Annotated in this window: 14 protein-coding genes; 2 read left to right on the forward strand and 12 right to left on the reverse strand. The window is 71.7% G+C overall.

The annotated features are described in order from the left end of the window. Window positions 1–36 precede the first annotated feature (36 nt). The 5 genes from aroH to dpgA form a co-directional block, all read right to left on the reverse strand. Window positions 37–399: a chorismate mutase gene (gene aroH / locus QSK22_RS25640; protein ID WP_285496929.1), complete on the reverse strand. Its 363-nt coding sequence runs from the start codon at window positions 397–399 to the stop codon at window positions 37–39. After that, window positions 396–1,391, reverse strand: coding sequence for a prephenate dehydrogenase (locus tag QSK22_RS25645; protein ID WP_285496930.1), 996 nt, complete (start codon window positions 1,389–1,391; stop codon window positions 396–398). The genes aroH and QSK22_RS25645 overlap by 4 nt, the downstream gene beginning before the upstream one ends. 381 nt (window positions 1,392–1,772) lie before the next feature. After that, window positions 1,773–2,846: a 4-hydroxyphenylpyruvate dioxygenase gene (gene hppD, locus QSK22_RS25650; protein WP_285496931.1), complete on the reverse strand. Its 1,074-nt coding sequence runs from the start codon at window positions 2,844–2,846 to the stop codon at window positions 1,773–1,775. A gap of 292 nt (window positions 2,847–3,138) precedes the next feature. Further along, window positions 3,139–3,789 (reverse strand): enoyl-CoA-hydratase DpgB, encoded by a 651-nt coding sequence (gene dpgB, locus QSK22_RS25655; protein WP_285496932.1) that lies wholly within the window; start codon window positions 3,787–3,789, stop codon window positions 3,139–3,141. Between the two features lie 5 nt (window positions 3,790–3,794). Continuing rightward, on the reverse strand, window positions 3,795–4,910 hold the full coding sequence (gene dpgA / locus QSK22_RS25660; protein ID WP_285496933.1) for a 3,5-dihydroxyphenylacetyl-CoA synthase DpgA: 1,116 nt from the start codon (window positions 4,908–4,910) through the stop codon (window positions 3,795–3,797). A gap of 301 nt (window positions 4,911–5,211) precedes the next feature. Between dpgA and QSK22_RS25665 the strand changes: the two genes are divergently transcribed. After that, window positions 5,212–5,865: a response regulator transcription factor gene (locus tag QSK22_RS25665; protein WP_285496934.1), complete on the forward strand. Its 654-nt coding sequence runs from the start codon at window positions 5,212–5,214 to the stop codon at window positions 5,863–5,865. A 114-nt stretch (window positions 5,866–5,979) separates the two neighbouring features. Here the strand turns inward: QSK22_RS25665 and QSK22_RS25670 are convergent, their stop codons facing one another. The 6 genes from QSK22_RS25670 to QSK22_RS25695 form a co-directional block, all read right to left on the reverse strand. Continuing rightward, the gene (locus QSK22_RS25670; RefSeq protein WP_285496935.1) at window positions 5,980–8,247 is read right to left on the reverse strand and encodes a peroxidase family protein; all 2,268 of its coding nucleotides are present in this window, start codon (window positions 8,245–8,247) and stop codon (window positions 5,980–5,982) included. Window positions 8,248–8,340: 93 nt separating this feature from the next. After that, a complete protein-coding gene (locus QSK22_RS25675) occupies window positions 8,341–9,537 on the reverse strand; it encodes an ABC transporter permease (RefSeq protein ID WP_285496936.1) in 1,197 nt (398 codons plus the stop codon). Further along, complete coding sequence (locus QSK22_RS25680) at window positions 9,534–10,286, reverse strand: ABC transporter ATP-binding protein (RefSeq protein WP_285496937.1); 753 nt, start codon at window positions 10,284–10,286, stop codon at window positions 9,534–9,536. The genes QSK22_RS25675 and QSK22_RS25680 overlap by 4 nt, the downstream gene beginning before the upstream one ends. After that, a complete protein-coding gene (locus QSK22_RS25685; RefSeq protein ID WP_285496938.1) occupies window positions 10,283–11,491 on the reverse strand; it encodes an efflux RND transporter periplasmic adaptor subunit in 1,209 nt (402 codons plus the stop codon). Before QSK22_RS25685 ends, QSK22_RS25680 begins: the two co-directional genes overlap by 4 nt. 1 nt (window position 11,492) lies before the next feature. Continuing rightward, a complete protein-coding gene (locus QSK22_RS25690) occupies window positions 11,493–12,068 on the reverse strand; it encodes a hypothetical protein (RefSeq protein WP_285496939.1) in 576 nt (191 codons plus the stop codon). An 80-nt stretch (window positions 12,069–12,148) separates the two neighbouring features. Beyond that, complete coding sequence (locus tag QSK22_RS25695; RefSeq protein ID WP_285496940.1) at window positions 12,149–12,574, reverse strand: hypothetical protein; 426 nt, start codon at window positions 12,572–12,574, stop codon at window positions 12,149–12,151. A gap of 167 nt (window positions 12,575–12,741) precedes the next feature. Here QSK22_RS25695 and QSK22_RS25700 point away from each other — a divergent pair, with 167 nt between their 5' ends. Further along, entirely contained in the window at window positions 12,742–14,043 is a 1,302-nt protein-coding gene (locus QSK22_RS25700) for a sensor histidine kinase (protein ID WP_285496941.1), read from the forward strand. On the opposite strand, the gene QSK22_RS25705 is transcribed toward QSK22_RS25700, so the two are convergent. Continuing rightward, entirely contained in the window at window positions 13,971–18,191 is a 4,221-nt protein-coding gene (locus QSK22_RS25705; protein WP_285496942.1) for a non-ribosomal peptide synthetase, read from the reverse strand. The two genes, QSK22_RS25700 and QSK22_RS25705, sit on opposite strands and share 73 nt — an antisense overlap. Window positions 18,192–18,247 lie beyond the last annotated feature (56 nt).

The raw sequence follows: 18,247 nt of genomic DNA on the forward strand, positions 1-18,247 counted from the left end.
CTGGTGTGTGCGTGCGTCTCGGCGCGCCGGCGGCGGTCACCCCGCGAGGTCCGGGCGCAGCGCGGCGGCCCCGCGCAGGTAGACGTGGTCCACCTCGGCGGCCGGCAGATCGGTATGGGCGTGCGCCATGAGCCGCACCACCCGCGGCAGCGCCCCGGGGACGTCGATCTCGCCGGCGCACATCAGCGGCACCCCGTCCAGGCCGACGCGGCGCGCGGCGAGCGCGGGGAACTCGGCGGTCAGGTCCGGGGTGGCGGTGAACAGCACGCTGATGACGTCGTCGGGTTCCAGCCGGTTGCGTTTCATCACCTCGACGACGAGTTCGGTGGTCGCCTCCAGGATGTGGTCCCGGGTGTCGGCCTCGACCTGGGTGGCGCCGCGTATGGCCCGCACGGTCATGGCATCACCTCCTGCTGGTGTGGCTCGTGCCGCACGCCGTCGGCGGTGTCGTGCGCGGTCTCGCGGATGCTCCCGCGCGCCTTCGCGTGCCCGGTCGTGCGTGCGGCGGCCGCCCCGGGCTTGCGCAGATCGTCTTCGCCGGCGCGGATCCTGGCGCGGCCGGCGATGCCGCGGTCCAGCAGGTCGGTGACCGTGCGCATGCTCTGCGCGCCGTTGCGGTTTCCCGGCAGGGCCAGGTCATTGAGCGCGGCCAGCAGGCCGGTGATGTCCGCCTGCAGGTCGCCCAGGATCCGGGCGACCGGGGCGGCGTTGGCCCGCAGGATGTCGCTCCACAGCAGCGAGCTGCCGCCGGCGATGCGGGTGACGTCGTCCAGCCCCCGGCCCGCCAGCAGCGGCGTCTCCTCGGGGCCGTCCAGCAGGCGCGCCGCCAGCAGGCTCGCGACGACGTGCGGCAGGTGGGAGGTGAGGGCGACGACCTCGTCGTGGACGCGGCTCGGCATCACCAGCGGCACGCCGCCGCACAGCTCGACCAGCTCCCGCCCCCGGTTCAGGGCGTGCTGCGAGGTCAGCGGCGACGGCGTGAGCACCCAGGCGCGGCCGCTGAACAGGTCGGCGCGGGCCGCCAGCGGCCCCGAGCGCTCCCCGCCGGCGAGGGGATGGCCGCCCACGAACGCCGACGGTTCGGGGGCGCGCTCCAGGACCTGGCTTTCGGGTTCGGCTTTGACGCTGGCGACATCGGTGTAGCTGCGCGCCAGCCCCTTCTTCTGCTGCTCGACGAGCACGGGGCCGACCTGGCTCGGCGGGACGGCCAGGACCGCCAGGTCGACCGGTCCGGGCGGGGGCTCGGCCCGTCCCGCGCCCCGTGCCGCCGCTGCCGCGGCCGCCGACTCGTCGCGGTCCGCCAGGTACACGGTCAGGCCGCGCCGGCTCGCCGCGAGGGCGACCGAGGTACCGATCAGACCGGTGCCGATGACGGCCATGCTGCGAATCACTCGGCATCTCCTGTGCGACGTCGCCGGAGGACATGAATTGCGGGCGCGGCCGCGCACACGTCACCGGCATTTTGCCGAAGAAGTATCCCACCGGGCCGGCCGTCCAACCCATATGGGAACGGCGGGCGGGAAAGCGGCGGGATGCATTACCCGTCCGCACGCCGATAGCGGCGGACGCGAACAAAGGAATGCACATCGGCCGGCGGCCGTTGCCGGCCGGCGGGTTTTCGCGGCGGGAAATGCCCCGGCGAATCCGGGGGCAGTGCCGCCGGCCCATGGCCTCCCGCCGCCATCACCGACGGGGGCCGTGGACGCGGTGATGGCGGCGGCAGGCCGCGGTCGGCGGGACCGGGGGTGCGCCGCCCCAGCCACCGCGCCGGTTCAGGAGCCGGCGGGCTGGTCGGCGGCCCGGCGCCGCTCGACGGCCTCGTACAGGGCCTTGATGTTGTTGCTGCCGAAGGTCTGCGCGCCGCGCCGCTCGATCAGCTCCCAGAACAGGGTCCGGCGCGGGTGCGTGGACTCGGTGAAGATTTGCAGCATCTCGCCGAAGGAGTCGCGGTCGGCCAGGATGTTGAACTCGCGCAGCGTGTCGACGGGCAGGTCGGCGCTGCCGAGCCGACCGGGCAGGGCGTCGTAGTAGGCGTCCGGCGTGGTCAGGAACCGCACGCCCCGGGCGGTGCAGTCGCGCACCGCGGCCGCGATGTCGGCGGTGAGGAACGCCAGGTGCTGGACGCCGGCGCCGTCGTGGTCGGCCACGAACTCGTCGATCTGGCCGGGGGCGCGGGTGGTGTCGGGCTCCAGGATGGTGAAGGTTACCTTGCCGGACGAGCTCTGCACGACCTTGGAGTCCATCGCCTGGGAGCCGACCACGATCCGCTCTTCGAAGATCTGGTCGAAGCCGAAGACCTGCTGGTAGCGGCGGACGAGTCCGGCCAGCTCGCCGGCGGGCACGCACACGGCGATGTGGTCGACGGACTGCAGCAGCCCGGTCGCGCCGGTGTCGCCGGTCTCGTCGATGACACCGGGGGCGAACGGCGCGTCGGACGCCTCGCGGGAGGCGAAGCGGTGCTCGACGTCGCCGAAGCCCGTCACCGACGCGAACGTGACCCGGGCGCCTTCGGGGCCGGACTCCTCCGGGGGGCTGACGGGCTCCGCGCCCCGCTCCAGCGCCGCGGCGAAGGCGGCGCGGGCGTCGTCGACGGCCAGGCCGATCACCGCCACGCCGTCGCCGTGCCGCCGCACGTACTCGGCCGCCCGGTGCGCCGGGTCGAGCGCCTCGGTCACCAGCAGGGTGATCTCCCGCTGCCGCAGCAGGATCGTCCGGCAGCCGTGCAGGCCGGTGTCGGGGCCACCGCGTCCGGCCACCGCGAACCCGAAGGAATCGCACAGGCGCCCCGCGGTCCCCTCGGCGTCCTCGACGTATAACTCGATGTGGTCGATCGAGTCGATTTTCATACCGCCAAACCTCCGTTGGTGCGCGTCGGCGTCCTTTCTGGACTCCGGCCGAGCGGTGTACCCCCATCCTCACAGATTCCGGAAGAAAGGAGAGTTGTCCAACCCGAAATCATCGGCGTCCGGTGGTTGCGGCCGCCGCGGAACTTCGGCTGGCCGAGCGGACACCGGTATTTCAGCGGGCCGGAAACAACGTGTTCTCCGCCGCAGGACGGCGCCGGGTGCGCACGCGCACGCCCGGCGCCGTCCCCTGCGGTCCGGCGGGCGGCCCTCCCCCGGGGGCCCGCCCGTCCGGTCAGTGCGCCGCGCGGCGCAGGGCGCGGTCGCAGGCGGCCAGGTGCGCGCCGAGCGCGTCCTCGAAGCTGATCGCGGTGGCCTCGAACATCAGCTGCCGCCGGATCGCCAGTTCGCTGCCGGTCAGCCCGGCCGCCTGGTCGGCGATCTTTGCGAGGGCGGCCGCCGGGTCGCCGGTCAGTTCGTCGATCAGGCCGAGCGTCAGCGCCTCGCCCGCTTCGATCGGCGTGCCCAGCAGCGCGGCCCGGCGGACGCGGGCCGTGCCGGCCTGCTGGACGAGCCGGTACAGGGCCATGCCGGGCCAGGTGGCCTCGCCGTGCCGCGCGACCAGCAGCCGCGTGCCGGGGGCGGCGATGCGCAGGTCGGCGGCGAGCAGGACGTCGAGGGCGGTGCCGCCGACGTCCCCGGACGCCACCGCGGCCGTCGGCCTGCCGAGCCGTTCGAGCCGCCGCACGGCGCGTTCCCATTTGGAGACCAGGCCCACGGCGAGGCCGGCGGTCCAGTTCCCCTCGGGGACGCCCGAGACGTGCAGGGTCACGAGGCCGGGGCCGGTGCGGTCCTCGGCGGCGTCGCACAGCGCCTGGACCGCTTCGACGGACGCCGCCGTGACGGGCCGGGAGCCGTCGATGTGGAGCACGAGTTCGTCGCCCATCGCCGTCACCACCGCACCAGCGCCGTCTCGATGGTGGAACCGGGGCCCATGGTCATGAGCACGCCGTGATCGCCGGGCCGCGCCGCGTTCTCCTGCTGGAGGCGTTCGAAGGAGAACAGGAACGACCCGCTGGAGACGTTCCCGTAGTCGCGCAGCACGCTGATGGTGTGCCGGACGTCGTGGCGGCTCAGCCCGAGGTTGACCACGACGGCGTCGATGACCTTCTTGCCGCCCGAGTGCACCAGCCAGTGGTCGATGTCGCTGCGGCGCAGGCCCGTCCCGGCGAGCAGGCGGTTCACCGCGATCTCCGCGTGCGCGCCGACCACGTAGGGGATCTGCGGGTCGAGGAAGAAGCTGAACCGGTCCTGGTCCCGGTCCCAGTCGTAGCGCATCGCCTCGATCGCGTCGGTGATGATGAAGCTGGAGAACTTCAGCACGCGCGGGCCGCGCGCCACGTGGTCGCCGTCGCCGCCTGAGACGAGGGCGAGGGCGGCGGCGCCGTCGCCGAAGAGGCTGTTGACCACGGCCGTGCGCATCGTGCCGTCCAGCGCGTAGGCCGCCGAGCACGCCTCGGTGCACAGCACGACGGCCAGTTCGCCGGGGTGCGCGGCGGACCAGCCGGCGACGAGGTTGAGCGCGTTGAGCCCGGCGTTGCAGCCCATGCCGACGATGTCGGAGCGGCTGCAGTGGGGGTCGATGCCCAGTTCGCGGATGATCAGGGCGCTGAGGCCGGGGGTGAGGAACCCGGTGGAGGTGACGCAGCACAGGTGCCGCAGGTCGGCGAGGGTCGCCCCGGCGTCCTTCAGGCAGTCCTCCAGGGCCTTGACGCCCATCTCCACGGCCAGCCGCTTGTGCTTGTCCAGCAGGTCGCCCTGGGGTTCGCTGGTCCGCCTGCCGTGCTCGTCGGGCTCGGGAAGGGTGAGGTGGCGGCGGTCGATCGCGCTGTTGAGGAACACCGAGCGGATGCGGGGATCGGTGATGTCCAGCAGGTCGAGCAGTTCGGGCTGGGTGACGGGCTCGCCCGACACCGCGGTCCCCACGCCCGCGACCCGCGTCAGCTCCGGCAGCGCGGCGGCCGGGGCGGCGGGTAACTCGTGCGGGGCTTCGAGGCTGATCGTCATCGGTAGATCCACCCCCATCTGCGCGGCTGGCTCCGCAGCAGCGTCTTGACGTGCTCGGCCGACATGCTCCCCGTCCTTTCTGTAATGGATCTCTGTAATGGATCGTGCGGGTGCGGGGCGATCCGAACGCTAAACCGCGTGCTCGCCCCCAACAAGGGTGCGCAGGCGGCCGTCCAACCGGGAGACCCGGGCGGTTGGACACGCGTCTGTGGCGCTCGGGGATACCGTGCCGAAACCGGCCGTGCGGCATTCTGAGGTGTCGCAAGGGTTGAGCTTGGACACCGGTTTTATGGGGGCGTGGATGCGCGTTCTGGTGGTCGAGGACGACGAGGAGATGGCCAACGCGGTGGCCTCGGGGCTGCGCCGCATGCGGATGGCGGTCGACGTCGCGTTCGACGGCACCGACGGGCTGGAGCGCGCGCTGACCAACGACTACGACGTCATCGTGCTCGACCGCGACCTGCCCGGCACCCACGGCGACGAGGTGTGCGGGACGCTGGTGTCGGCGGAGACCCGCGGCCGGATCCTGATGCTGACCGCGGCGTCGTCCACCGACGACCTGGTGGACGGGCTGGGCCTGGGCGCCGACGACTACCTGCCCAAGCCGTTCGACTTCCCGGTGCTGGTGGCGCGGATCACGGCGCTGGCCCGGCGGGCCCATCCGGTGGTGCCGCCGGTGCTGCGGCACGGCGACCTGGTGGTCGACACCGCGCGGCGCAAGGCCAGCCGGGGCGACCGCCCGCTGGATTTGACGCCCAAGGAGTTCGGGGTGCTGGAGCTGCTGCTGGCCTCCAAGGGCCGGGCGGTGTCGGCCGAGGAGCTGCTGGAGCGGGTGTGGGACGAGACCGCCGACCCGTTCACCCACGCGGTGAAGGTGACGATCAGCAGGCTGCGCGCCAAGCTCGGCGACCCGCCGATCATCGAGACGGTGGCCCGGCGCGGCTACCGGATCTGAACGCGCGGCGCCGGACGGCCGCCTGCGGCGGCGAGGCCCGGTCGCGGATCGCCTCCGCGACCGGGCCTCGCCGCTTCATCCCGTCACGGCGTCACGGGCACACCGGGGACGCCGTCATCCCGACCGTGAGCAGGCGGTGGTGTTGAGGGTGAACTTGTCCGGGGCCGGGTTGCTGCCGTTCCAGCCGGCTGTGATCTCGACCTGGCGGGTGCGGCCGGGCGGTATCGCGGTGCCGGCGGAGCCGGTGACGGTGACGTCGGTGCCCTTCTGCGCGGCGGTGCCGCCCCGCGCCCCGGTGACCTTCTGCCCGTTCAGGTAGCGGAAGCGCAGCGCCCATTCGCTGATGGGCCGCCGCCCCGTGTTGGTGATCTGCACCCGGGCGGTGAAGGTGCCCGAGCCGGAGCCCTGCTGCCCGGTGACCCGGTAGGCGACGTGGCAGCGTTCGGGCGGGACCTGCCCGCCGACGTAGAAGACGGTGCTCGGCAGCTCGGACCGCTCCAGGTCGGTGTTGTCGGCGATGATGTCGCCGAGGTTCCTGCGGAAGTCGATGCCGTAGGCCTTCTTGATGGCGTTCAGGGTGCGCATCTGGTTGCCGTAGAAGAACCGGTCGCCGTCGCGAAGCCGCTGGAACTCCCTGGTCCAAATCGCCTTCTCCAGCTCGCCGAGCTCCTCGCCGGGGGCGTGCGGTTCGGCGAGCATGCCCGCGTACGCCTCGACGTTGTCGACCGAGCCGTAGATGGCCTTCAGGCGCGCGGCCAGCGGGGTTCGGCGGGTGAACGCGACCGGGTCGGTCAGCGCCGCCTCGTCCCGCATGTCCAGGTCGGTGCCGAACAGGTTGGTCAGGCGGGTGAAGTCGAGGCTGTCGGGGTCGTTGATCTCGTCGCCGGGGGTGAGCTCCGGGTCGGAGGGGAAGTCCTCGGACGACTCGCCGGTGATCGCCTTGAACGACGTCTTGGGCGGCAGTCCGTAGGCCTTGCGCAGCTGGTTGTAGCTGGGGATGCCGTGGTCGCGGGTGCGGGACAGGTCGATGGCGGCCAGGTCGGACACGCAGGTGGGCGGGTCGGAGCACACCACGTTGCGCACCAGCTCCTCGACCAGTTCGTCGTTGCGGTACTGCGCCTTGCCGCCGATCCCCTGCAGCATCGGGCCGAGCTGGAGCCGCTTCATCAGCGCCGGGTTGTGCATGGCCCGGTTGAGCACGACGGTCAGCGTGATCTTCTTGCCGTCGTCGCTCAGCGTCGGCATGAGCCCCTCGTCGCGGAACACGTCGAGGTCGGCCTGGCTGTAGCGGCTCGCGTCGGTCTCCAGGACGACATCGCCGTGGATCATGCTGTGCACGCGGAACCCGACGCTGGCGAACTCGGTGCTGAGGGTGGCGTTGACCCGCGGGTTGTACCCGGTGTAGGGCGCCAGGCGGACGCCCATGGCGGACAGGAACTCGTTGTAGGTGATGTACTGCATCTCCGCGATGACGACGCGGCGGGCGATCTGGAACTTCTGCTCGTCCGGCATCGACTTCGGCAGCAGCCCCACGATCCGGTTGTGCTCGCGCGCGAAGAGGGTCTGCACCGCGGTGATGAGGATGTTCTCGTTGGCCCGCATGTCGCCCGCCACGACGGCGCCGGCGGGGTCGGAGACGAGCTTGCCGCCCAGTTCCATCGCCGGGGCCGTGGAGGCGTCTCCTCTGGCGTCGCGGCGCGGCAGGTAGCCGTCCGGCATGAGCAGCCGCGCGCCGTTGTTGGACGGGTCGCCGTCGACGGTGCCTTCGCGCATCCAGTCGAGCCGCTGCTTGGTGCCCCCGTACACGTTGAACGCGTCGATGTAGGAGCTGGCCGTGTTGACCTGCTGGCGCGGTGAGGTGACACCGGTGCCGAGGGCGGGCGCGGAGCGGGTGAACGGGACCTTGGCGGGGAACTTCATGTTCTCCAGCGGGTCCTCGGGATCCAGCGGGATGTCGGCCTCCTCGCCGTGCGGGTCGCCCTCCTCCCTCCCCAGGGCCAGGCCGACGGTGTGGTCGATGAACTGCCCCCAGACCCAGCCCCACTGGGAGACCTGGTTCTCCGAGAAGATGTTCACCGAGTTGAGCCTGCCGTCGGGGTCCCGTCCCTGGTCGCTGAATAACCGGTTGGAGACGTAGCGCGCATTCGGCCCGTTCCACATCGAGTTGAGGCCGTCGCCGTACCGGGCGGGGGCCAGCCGCGAATAGTTCGAGCCCGCGCGGCCCCAGTCGGGATGCCTCAGGTTGTTGCCGCTGCCGTCCAGGCTCTGCACGTCGACGGGGGCCGCCAGCGCGCCGGCCGGGCCCGAAAGGACGGTGACGCCCCCCGTGAGCAATGCGGCGGCCGTCGCTGTGAACGGCCGCCGCATTTTCCCTGATCTCATGTCCGCTCCCTTTCGGAGACGTGATCTCCGCGCACTTCCGCCTCAGTATCCGCGGGGCGGTGCATGCGCGGAAAGCGTCCAGGAGCGGGACGGTCACACAGTGCGCAGCGCCTCCGTCGGGGACATCCGGGCGGCCCGGATCGCCGGGAGCAGGCCCGCCACCGCCCCGATGGCCACCGCCGCCGCCAGGCCGCCGCCCCACGCCAGCGGCGGGATGACGATCTGCCAGTTCTGGACTGCGGCGTACACCGCGACCGCCACTCCCCCGACGACCACGCCGACGACGCCGCCGAGCATGGTGAGCAGGATCGCCTCCGACAGAAACTGGGTGCGGATATGGCCCCGGGTGGCGCCGAGCGCGCGCCGCAACCCGATCTCGGAGCGGCGCTCCAGCACCGAAATGATCATCGTGTTGGCGACGCCGACCCCGCCGACCAGCAGTCCCACCGCGCCGAGCGCCAGGAACAGCCCGTTCAGCGCGGACTTGGCCGCCGCCCGGGCGACCAGCGCGGCAGAGGGCCGGCTGACCTCGACCTGGGTCGGGTTCTGCGGGTTGGCCGTGGCGGCCAGCACCGCGTGCACGTTCTCCACCTGGTCGGTGGCGGAGCGGACATAGATGGTGGACGGGTGGCCGTCGAACCCGAGGAACCGCTGCGCCGCGGGGAACCCGATGAGGATCGAGGAGTCGACCTCCGGCGCCAGCGTCGCGGACTTCAGGATGCCGGCGATGTAGAACCACTCGCCGCCCACCGAGATCCGCTGCCCCTGGTTGATGCGGTCGATGCCGAGCCGCTTGGCGGCGGTGGAGCCGAGCACGGCGACGGCCTGCTCGGCCGTGGCCGCGTTGAGGAAGCGGCCCTGGGCGACCGAGGTGCGGACCGCCTCCGGCAGGCCCAGGCTGGTGGCGGCCACCGTGATCGCGTTGGTGTTCACCTTCGGGATCAGCGGGCTGCGGTAGACCTTGGCGTCGACGACGCCGGTGTACTGCACCTGCTGCACGGGACCGATCCGGCGGATCATCCCGGGCGCCTCCTTGGGCAACTTGGTCTCCTCGCCCGACAGATCCTTGCCGTTGGTGACGGTCAGCAGGTTGGTGCCGAGCTGGTCGATCTGCGCGAGCAGGCCCGCCTGGGAGGACGCCGACAGCCCCAGGACGGCCACGATCGACGCCACGCCGATCGCGATGCCGAGCGCCGACAGCGCGGCGCGCAGCTTCCTGGTGCGCAGGCCGACGCTGGCCGTCCGGGCGAGGTCGGCGGGCTGCATCCGCAGCGGCGCGGCGACGCTCATGACAGCCTCCCTTCGTCGGTGGTGTCGGCGATGATGTGGCCGTCGAGGACCTCGATGCGGCGCGGCAGCCGGTTGGCCAGATCGCGGTCGTGCGTGATGATCGCGATGGTGGCGCCCTCGGCGTTGAGGTCCTTGAGCAGCTGGAAGATGCTGGCACCGTTGTTGCTGTCGAGGTTGCCGGTCGGCTCGTCGGCCAGCAGGATCGCCGGCCGGCCGACGAGGGCCCGGGCGATGGCCACGCGCTGGCGCTCACCGCCCGACAGCTTGCCGGGCTTGAACGACGCGCGGTGCGACAGCCCCACCCGGTCCAGCGCCTCTGCGGCCAGCGCGCGCCGCTTGCTGCGCGGCACGCCCGCGTACAGCAGCCCGTCGGCGACGTTCTCCAGCACCGTGGAGTACTCGGCGAGGAAGAACTGCTGGAACACGAACCCGATGGTGGTGGCCCGCAGCCCGGCGAGCTCCCCGTCGCTGAGTTCGGCGACGTCCTCGCCGAGCAGCCGGATGGTGCCGGTGGTGGGGCGGTCGAGGGTGCCCATGAGGTGCAGCAGGGTCGACTTGCCCGACCCGGACGGCCCGACGATCGCGACCAGCTCGCCCTGCCGGATGGTGAAGCTGACCTGGTCGAGCGCGAGCACCGGCGACTCGCCCGGGTAGACCTTGCTCACCTGGTCCAGTTGGAGGACCGGGACGCCGCCGCGGCCCTCGTGGAGCGCCACGGCGGTTTCCGGAGCCGCGTAGTCACCGGTCATGACGCGGGCACCACGACTTTCTGTCCGGCGGTCAGGCCCTGGCCGGTGACCGCGACCCTGCCCGCCTCGTTGTCGAAGATCCCCAGTTCGACGGGCACCAGGGTGCGCGCGCCGTTGGCGCCGACGACCTCGACGGCGTAGCCGCCGCCCGCCAGGGCCAGCAGCGCGTTCACCGGCACCGACAGGACGCTGTTCTCGGTCTCGGTGACGATGGACACCTGCACCGGCGCCTTGTCGAGGGTGCCGGTCGCCTTCTTGTCGAGCGGCCGGATGGTGACATTGACGGTGAGCGAGCCGTCGTCGGCCTTCTTGGCGACGGCGCCGACGGCCGTCACGACGCCCTGGGTGGTCTTGAGGTTGGGCAGCGTGATGGTGACCTTGTCGCCGGGCTTGACGTTGCCCTGGTTGCTGGCCTCCAGGTCGACCGAGATCTGCCGGTCGGTGGAGCTGGCGGAGAACACGGTCATGTCGGTGCCGGCCCGGGTGCCGTTGGTGGCGTTGACCTCGGTGACCCGCAGCTGGTCGCGGGGCAGGAACACGACCATGTCGGTGCCGACCTCGCCGGTCTCCTCCAGGCCCATGTCGTCCTGGAGCTCCTCGACGGCGTCCTCGGTGGCCCAGCCGAAGTAGCTGGACTTGGGGTTGACTTCGCTGCGGTCGGCGTAGCCGAGGGCGACCAGCGCGGTGTTGAGCGCCCGCACGTCGGCGCCCTTGAGGCCGCGCTTGAGGTCGCGGTAGACCGGCGTGCTGCCCTTGAGGAAGATCACCGGCTTGCCGTCCACCCGGTACATGACCTGGCCGGACTTGATCGTCTGACCGACCTTGGGCAGCTTGGTGAAGGTGCCGCTCGCCTTGTTGATGACCTTGTAGCTGCCGGCGTAGCCGAGCGTGCCGCTGACCGGGATCCGCGACGACAGGCGGCCCTGGGTGACCGAGGCCAGCGCGGTCGGCGAGTTGTTGGTCCAGCTGCTGTTCTTCTCCTCGGACGAGCCGGAGGTGGACACCGCGTAGGCGACCCCCGCCGCACCGACGACGGCGACCGCGGCGCCGGCGGCCACGATGCGGCGGCGCCGGCGGCGGCGCGGACGGCGCGGCTTCAGCCGGGGCTCGGTGGCCTGCCCGGCCGGGTCTGCGGCCAGGCCGGCGGTGCGCCCGGACTCCGAGTCGCCCGACGGCGCGCTGTGCACGGGCTGCGTGGTGCTCACGTCATCCTCCCGCATTCCCGTTCCCGGTGGTGGATTTGCCCGCGCCGGGCCCGCCCGGCTGGTACTTGGCGCAGGCCTCCGCCGCCTTCTTGAACTGCGGCGAGTCCTGGTCGACCTCGTTGGCGTTGAGCTTGATCCCGCCCTGCGGGTCAGGGTCGGGGAACTTGGTGACGCCCTGCTGGCGCATGCACTTGGCGTACTCGACCGCGGCGTTGCGGTCGGTCTGCGGGGCGCCCTCGCCCGACTTGGGCTCGTAGGCCTTGCAGGCCTGCTGCGCCTTCTTGAACTGTGCGGATTCGGGGTTCAGCTGGTTGTCCGGTCCGCCGGTGATGCGGATGGCGCCGTTGGCGTCGGGGTCGGGGAAGTTCGGCAGCCCGTTGGCGCGCATGCACTTGGAGTACGCGACCGGGTCGCCCGACCCCGCCTTGCCACCGCTTCCGGAGGCGGCGCTGCTCTTCCCGCCGACGTTGGCGACACCGGGCCCCTCGGATTCGCCGGAACAGGCCCCGGTGAACATCAGCATGAGCAGCAGGCCGCCCGCCACCGCGACGGCGGACCTGCCGTGACGTTGCCTCATTTCATTTCCCTTCTGGAGGGATCGCCTGAGTCATTGGTACCGGGGGAATGGTTTCGGGCCCGTATCGTCTCGGCGGACCGTCAGGATCCGCTCTCCGGACCGCGGGTCGAGATCGAGGTCGGGGCGCCCCCGCCGGGCATGAGGCTGCCGCACTTCTGCTGCGCCTTCTGGAATTCCGGCGAGGCCGGGTCGACCAGGTCGCCGTTCATCTGAATCGCGCCCGACGCGTCCGGGTCGGGGAAGTTCTTCAGGCCGTTGGCGCGCATGCACTTGGAGTACTCCAGCACCTTGGCCCGGTCGATCTTGCCGGCCGGCTTCAGCGGCGCGCCGGACGGCTGGTTGGTCTGCGTCACCTTCTCGCCGCCCGGAGCGGCGGGCTTGGTGCCCTGCTCTGCCGCCTTGGACGGCGCGGCGCTCCCGGAGGAGTCGTCCTCGCCGCCGCAGGCCGCCAGGAACAGCGGCAGGGCGGCCACGGCCGCGATGACGACACCGGCATTCTTCCGCATTTTCGTTCTCCTTCGCATGGACCTTGCGTCGACACTGTTCTATGGGAATCACGGTTTCGCGGGGGTATCACCGGAGCGGCCCACCAATTGCCGCGAGGTACGGTGAAACCAGGCAGAAACCCTTGATCTGGAAATATGAGCATGACCGCCGCCCCGAAGGAGCGATGATGCGCGTGCCGCTTCGCCTGCCCGGAAAGTTCCGGCTGCCCAGGCAGACCATCCGGCTACGGCTGACGCTGCTGTACGGGGTGCTGTTCCTGCTCTCCGGCGCGCTGCTGCTCGGCATCACCTACGTGCTGGTCAGCAGAGCCACCGACCACGGGTACACCTACACCGCGCCGGGCGGCGCGAGCGCCAGGGTCGAGGGCAAGCACCTGGAACCCAAGCCCGGCAACGTGGTGGTGAGCGCCCGGGGCCTCACCGAGGAGCAGGTGCTGCAGCAGTCCCGGCTGCTGGAGGCGCAGGCCGAGCAGCAGCGCGCCGACCAGCTGCGCGAGCTGCTCGTTCAGTCGGGCGTCGCGCTGTGCATCATGGCCTTCATCTCCATCCTGCTCGGGTGGATCGTCGCCGGCCGGGTGCTGCGCCGGGTCCGCACCATCACCGCGACCGCCCGCGAGATCTCGGCGAACAACCTGCACGAACGGCTCGCCCTGGAGGGCCCGGTGGACGAGCTCAAGGAGCTCGGCGACACCATCGACGACCTGCTGGCCCGGCTGGAGTCGGCGTTCCAGGCGCAGCGCCGGTTCATCGCCAACGCCTCGCACGAGCTGCGCACCCCGCTGGCCCGGCAGCGGGTCATCGTCCAGGTCGCGCTGTCGGATCCCGACGCCACGGTCGAGTCCCTGCGCGCCGCGCACGAGCGGGTGCTCGTCTCCGGCGAGCAGCAGGAGCGGCTGATCAACGCGCTGCTCACCCTCGCTCGCGGCCAGGCCGGGCTGGACGTCCGCAAGCCGTTCGACCTGGCCGAGGTGGTGCGGCAGGTGGTGGCGTCCCGGCGGGCCGACGCCGACGTCCGCGGCGTCCGGCTGAGCGCGCGGCTGACGCCGGCCCGCGCGGCGGGCAAGGCCGACCTCGTGGAACGCCTCGTGGTCAACCTCGTCGACAACGCGCTGCGCTACAACGTCCCCGACGGCGTGGTGGACGTCGCCGTGGAGGACCGCGGCGGGCAGGCCGTGCTGTCGGTGACCAACACCGGCCCCGTCGTCGCCGAGGCCGACCTGGAACGGCTGTTTCAGCCGTTCCAGCGGCTCAAGCGCACCGAACGCCGCGGCGACGGCGGCCTCGGGCTCGGCCTGTCCATCGTGCAGGCCATCGTGACGGCGCACGGCGCCTCGCTCGACGCCGTGCCCCGCCCGGGGGGCGGGCTGGCCATCACGGTGACCTTCCCACCGCCCCATCAGTCCTCCAGCCAGTCGGACAGCACCCGGCCCACCTCGGCCATCGACCGGGGCTTGACCATGTCGCGGTGAGCCGACTCCACCCGGTGGCTCACCACGCCGCCCCGCACGTACGGCGCCCAGATCTGCGGGGCCTGCTCGGCCGGGGAGAAGTCCGGACGGTCGAGGGCCGCGACGAACAGCAGCAGGTCGCCGTGGAACACCGCCGGGGTGAACCTCTTCATCAAGGCCTCGTTGTTGGCGTCGATCCGGTCGATCGCCGCCAACGTCTCGTCGGCGCCCTCCCCGGCGTCCAGCTCCGGACGGTTGTCGAACCACTCCGTCACCGGTTCCTCTTCCCCGGCCCGCTCCGCTGCGTCGGCGGGGAGCTCGTCGCGGCGGTCCACCACCTGGAACGGGTAGGAGTCGAGGATCGCCAGCAGTTCGACCTGCTCCCCGCACTCCTGGATGTGGGTGGCGAGGGCGTGCGCGACCAGGCCGCCGAACGACCAGCCGAGCACCCGGTACGGCCCCTCGGGCTGGATGGCGCGCATCCGCTGGAAGTAGTCCGCCGCCATCTCCTCGACGCTCTGCGGCAGCGGCTCCTCGCCGTCCAGGCCGCGGGCCTGCAGCCCGTACACCGGGTACCGGTCCGGCAGGTGGCGGAGCAGCTCGGTGTAGCACCAGCTCAGCCCGTGCCCCGCGTGGACGCAGAACACCGGGCGTTCGTCGCCTGCGACTACCCGCAGCGGCAGCACCGGGGCGAAGTCGTAGGACTCTCCCCCTTCGTGCAGCGCCGCCGCCAGGGCCTCCACGGTCGGGGTGAGGAACAGCGTCTGGACGCTCAGTTCGGTGTCGAGCCTGCCGCGGATCTGCGCGATCAGCTTCATGGCCAGCAGCGAGTCACCGCCGAGATCGAAGAAGCTGACGTCCGCGCCGACCTTGGGCAGCCCGAGCACCTCGGCGAACAGGCCGCACAGCACCTCCTCCACCGCCGTTGCCGGCTCGCGGCCGGAGGCGGTGGCGATGTCGCCGGGGGCGGGCAGGGCGGCCCGGTCGAGCTTGCCGTTGACGGTCAGCGGCAGCGACTCCAGCATCAGGAACGCCGACGGGACCATGTAGTCGGGCAGGACCGCGGCCAGGTGCTCGCGGAGGTCGGCGGCGTCGGCGCCGCTGGTCGTGGGCACGACGTAGGCGACCAGGCGCTTGTCGCCGGGCCGGTCCTCGCGGGCGATGACCGCCACCCGGTCGACGCTCTCGTGCTCGGCCAGGACGGTCTCGACCTCGCCCGGCTCCACACGGAACCCACGAATCTTCACCTGCTCGTCGGCCCGGCCGACGAACTCCAACCGGCCATCACTCGTCCAGCAGGCCAGGTCGCCGGTGCGGTACATGCGCTCGCCGGGGGTGAACGGGCAGGCCACAAAGCGCTCGGCGGTCAGGGCGGGGCGGTTGACGTAGCCGCGGGTGACCCCGGCGCCGGCGACGTAGAGTTCGCCGGTCACCCCGGCGGGAACGGGCTGGAGGAACTCGTCTAGGACGAAGGTCTTGGTGTTGCCGATCGGGCAGCCGATCGGCGGCGTGCCCGGACCGTCCACCACACCGACTGTGGCCATGACGGTCGTCTCGGTCGGCCCGTAGGTGTTCCAGAGTCGATCGCCACCTGCCCAGCGGGCGGCCAGGTCCGCCGACAGCCGCTCGGCGCCCAGCACCCACCGGCCCACACCTTCGACCTGCGCCGGATCGAGCACGCGCAACAGCGACGGCACGATGCTCGCCGCATCCACGCCCTGCTCGTTGAGCATCCGGGTCAACACCGCCGAGTCGGCACGCTCCTGCGGCGTGGCGATGACAAGGGTGGCACCCGACGAGAGCGTCACCGCGATGTCCAAGACGGAGGCGTCGAAGCTGAATGAGGCGAACTGCAGAACTGACTTGCCCGGGGCCGCGCCCAGGACCGGCCGCAGCGCCTCCACCAGGTTCACCATGCCGCCGTGGTGCCCCATCACGCCCTTGGGACGGCCCGTGGAACCGGAGGTGTAGATGACGTACGCCAGGCTCGCCGGGTCCAACTCGACCCCCAGCGGCTCGGAAGACTGCTCCGCGATCAGGTCATCGAGCGAGTCGATGCGCAGGGACGCACCGCTGTCGGCGAGCATGAACTCCAGCCGGTCGACCGGATACTCCGGATCCAGCGGCACATAGGCGGCACCCGCCTTCCACACACCCACCATCGCCACCACCGCGTCCACACCACGCGGCAGACTCAGACCCACCACCGACTCACGACCGACCCCGGCCTCTCGCAGGTACCGGGCCAACCGGTTGGACCGCGCCTCCAACTCGGCATACGTCAGGGACACCTCACCGCACCGCAACGCCACCGCATCCGGTGTGCGCTCCGCCCACGCCTGGATCTGCTCGGGGATCGTGGTCCCGGGGATCTCCGCGGCGGTGTCGTTCCAGCCGGTGAGCAGCGCGTCGCGCTCCACCTCGTCAAGAATCTCGATCCGGCTGACGCGGGTGTCGGCGTCGGCGGCGACCTGCGCCAGTACGTGGACCAGCCGTTCGGCGATCCGGCGGACGGTGGGCTCGTCGAACAGGTCGGTGGCGTACTGGATGTCGCCGCCGATCCCGGCGGGAGCCCCGTCGGGGTTGCGCTGTTCGACCAGCGTGACCGACAGGTCGAACCTGGCCGCCTCCGTGCCCTCCAGCGGCGGCATCGGCTGCACGTGCAAGCCCGGCAGCTCCCACTCGCCCTCGGCACGGGGAGTGTTCTGGACGGCGAGCATCACCTGGAACAGCGGGTGCCGGGACAGCGAGCGGGACGGGCTGAGGTCGTCCACCAGCCGCTCGAACGGCACGTCCTGGTGGGCGTAGGCGGCCAGGTCGGCCTCGCGGACCCGGGCGAGCAGGTCACCGAACGTGGGGTCACCGCTGACGTCGGTGCGCAGCACGAGGGTGTTGACGAAGAACCCGGTGACGTTGTCGAGGGCGGCGTCGCCCCGTCCCGCGATCGCGGTGCCGAACGGGATGTCGGTGCCGGCGCCGAGTCGGGCGAGCAGGACGGCCAGCGCGGCCTGCGCGACCATGAAGACGGTTGCTCCACCGCGCCGGGCGACCTCCAGGAGACCGGCGTGGACCTTCGGGTCAAGCCGGAGAGGCACGGACGCGCCCTTGAACGAGGGAACGGCGGGACGCGGCCGGTCGGTGGGCAGCGCCAGCTCTTCGGGCAGCCCGGCGAGCGCGTCGCGCCAGTAGGCGAGCTGGGAGCTGATCAGGCTGTCCGGATCGTCCAGGTCACCGAGAACCTCGCGCTGCCAGATCGCGTAGTCGGCGTACTGGACGGGCAGCGGCGCCCAGTCCGGTTCCCGGCCTTCCAGCCGGGCGGCGTAGGCGATGCCCAGGTCGCGGGCCAGGACGCCCATCGACCAGCCGTCCACCGCGATGTGGTGGGCGACGATCAGGAGCAGGTACTCGTCGTCTCCCAGTGCCATCAGCCGGATCCGCCAGGGCAGGTCCCTGCCGACGTCGAAGCCTCGGTTTGCCTCGGCCGCCAGCACCTCGCCCAGTTCGTCCTGCGTGACCTCGGTGAGGACCAGCGGCGGGCGGCCGGCCGGTCCGGTCAGGATGCGCTGGACGGGGGTCCCGCCGGTCTCGGGGTAGATGGTGCGGAGGGTTTCGTGCCGGTCGGCGAGGTCGCCCAAAGCGGCTTCCAGGGCGGCCGTGTCCAGCCGTCCCGAGAGGCGCAGCGCCATTGGCAGGACGTAGCCGGCGCCCGCACCCGCTTCTTCGAGCCGGTTGAGGAACCACATGCGCTGCTGCCCGTAGGACAGCGGCAGCACTTGCGGCCGAGGCCGGGCCGTGAGCGCCGCACGGACGCCCCCCGCCCCAGCCGCGCTGATCGCCCTGGCCACGGCTGCGACGGTGGGGTCGGTGAACAAGGTCCGGATGCCGATCTCGGTGTCGAAGACCGCGCGTATCCGGGCGAGCAGCCGCATCGCCAGCAGCGAGTCACCGCCCAGGTCGAAGAAGGAGTCTTCCGCTCCGACCTGCTCCAAGCCGAGCACCTCGGCGAACAGGCCGCAGAGAACCTCCTCGGTGGGAGTGGCAGGGGCGCGGCTCGCCGACCGGCCCGCGAAATCGGAGGCAGGCAACGCGGCACGGTCCAGCTTCCCGTTGACCGTCAGCGGCAACTCCTCCAGCTGCACGAAGGCGGCCGGAACCATGTACTCGGGCACAGCGGCCGACAGATGCTCGCGCAGAGCCGCAGCGTCTACCGCACCGTTGGACGGCA

The organism is Actinomadura sp. NBRC 104425 (genome assembly GCF_030269545.1).
In the GTDB taxonomy this organism is placed as follows: Bacteria; Actinomycetota; Actinomycetes; order Streptosporangiales; family Streptosporangiaceae; genus Spirillospora; species Spirillospora keratinilytica.

Excerpts from the sequence above, each read along its gene's own strand:
- aroH (WP_285496929.1), bottom strand. The coding sequence starts at position 399 with ATGACCGTGCGGGCCATACGCGGCGCCACCCAGGTCGAGGCCGACACC.
- hppD (WP_285496931.1), bottom strand. The coding sequence starts at position 2,846 with ATGAAAATCGACTCGATCGACCACATCGAGTTATACGTCGAGGACGCC.
- dpgB (WP_285496932.1), bottom strand. The coding sequence starts at position 3,789 with ATGGGCGACGAACTCGTGCTCCACATCGACGGCTCCCGGCCCGTCACG.
- dpgA (WP_285496933.1), bottom strand. The coding sequence starts at position 4,910 with ATGACGATCAGCCTCGAAGCCCCGCACGAGTTACCCGCCGCCCCGGCC.
- QSK22_RS25665 (WP_285496934.1), top strand. The coding sequence starts at position 5,212 with ATGCGCGTTCTGGTGGTCGAGGACGACGAGGAGATGGCCAACGCGGTG.
- QSK22_RS25670 (WP_285496935.1), bottom strand. The coding sequence starts at position 8,247 with ATGAGATCAGGGAAAATGCGGCGGCCGTTCACAGCGACGGCCGCCGCA.
- QSK22_RS25675 (WP_285496936.1), bottom strand. The coding sequence starts at position 9,537 with ATGAGCGTCGCCGCGCCGCTGCGGATGCAGCCCGCCGACCTCGCCCGG.
- QSK22_RS25680 (WP_285496937.1), bottom strand. The coding sequence starts at position 10,286 with ATGACCGGTGACTACGCGGCTCCGGAAACCGCCGTGGCGCTCCACGAG.
- QSK22_RS25690 (WP_285496939.1), bottom strand. The coding sequence starts at position 12,068 with ATGAGGCAACGTCACGGCAGGTCCGCCGTCGCGGTGGCGGGCGGCCTG.
- QSK22_RS25695 (WP_285496940.1), bottom strand. The coding sequence starts at position 12,574 with ATGCGGAAGAATGCCGGTGTCGTCATCGCGGCCGTGGCCGCCCTGCCG.
- QSK22_RS25700 (WP_285496941.1), top strand. The coding sequence starts at position 12,742 with ATGCGCGTGCCGCTTCGCCTGCCCGGAAAGTTCCGGCTGCCCAGGCAG.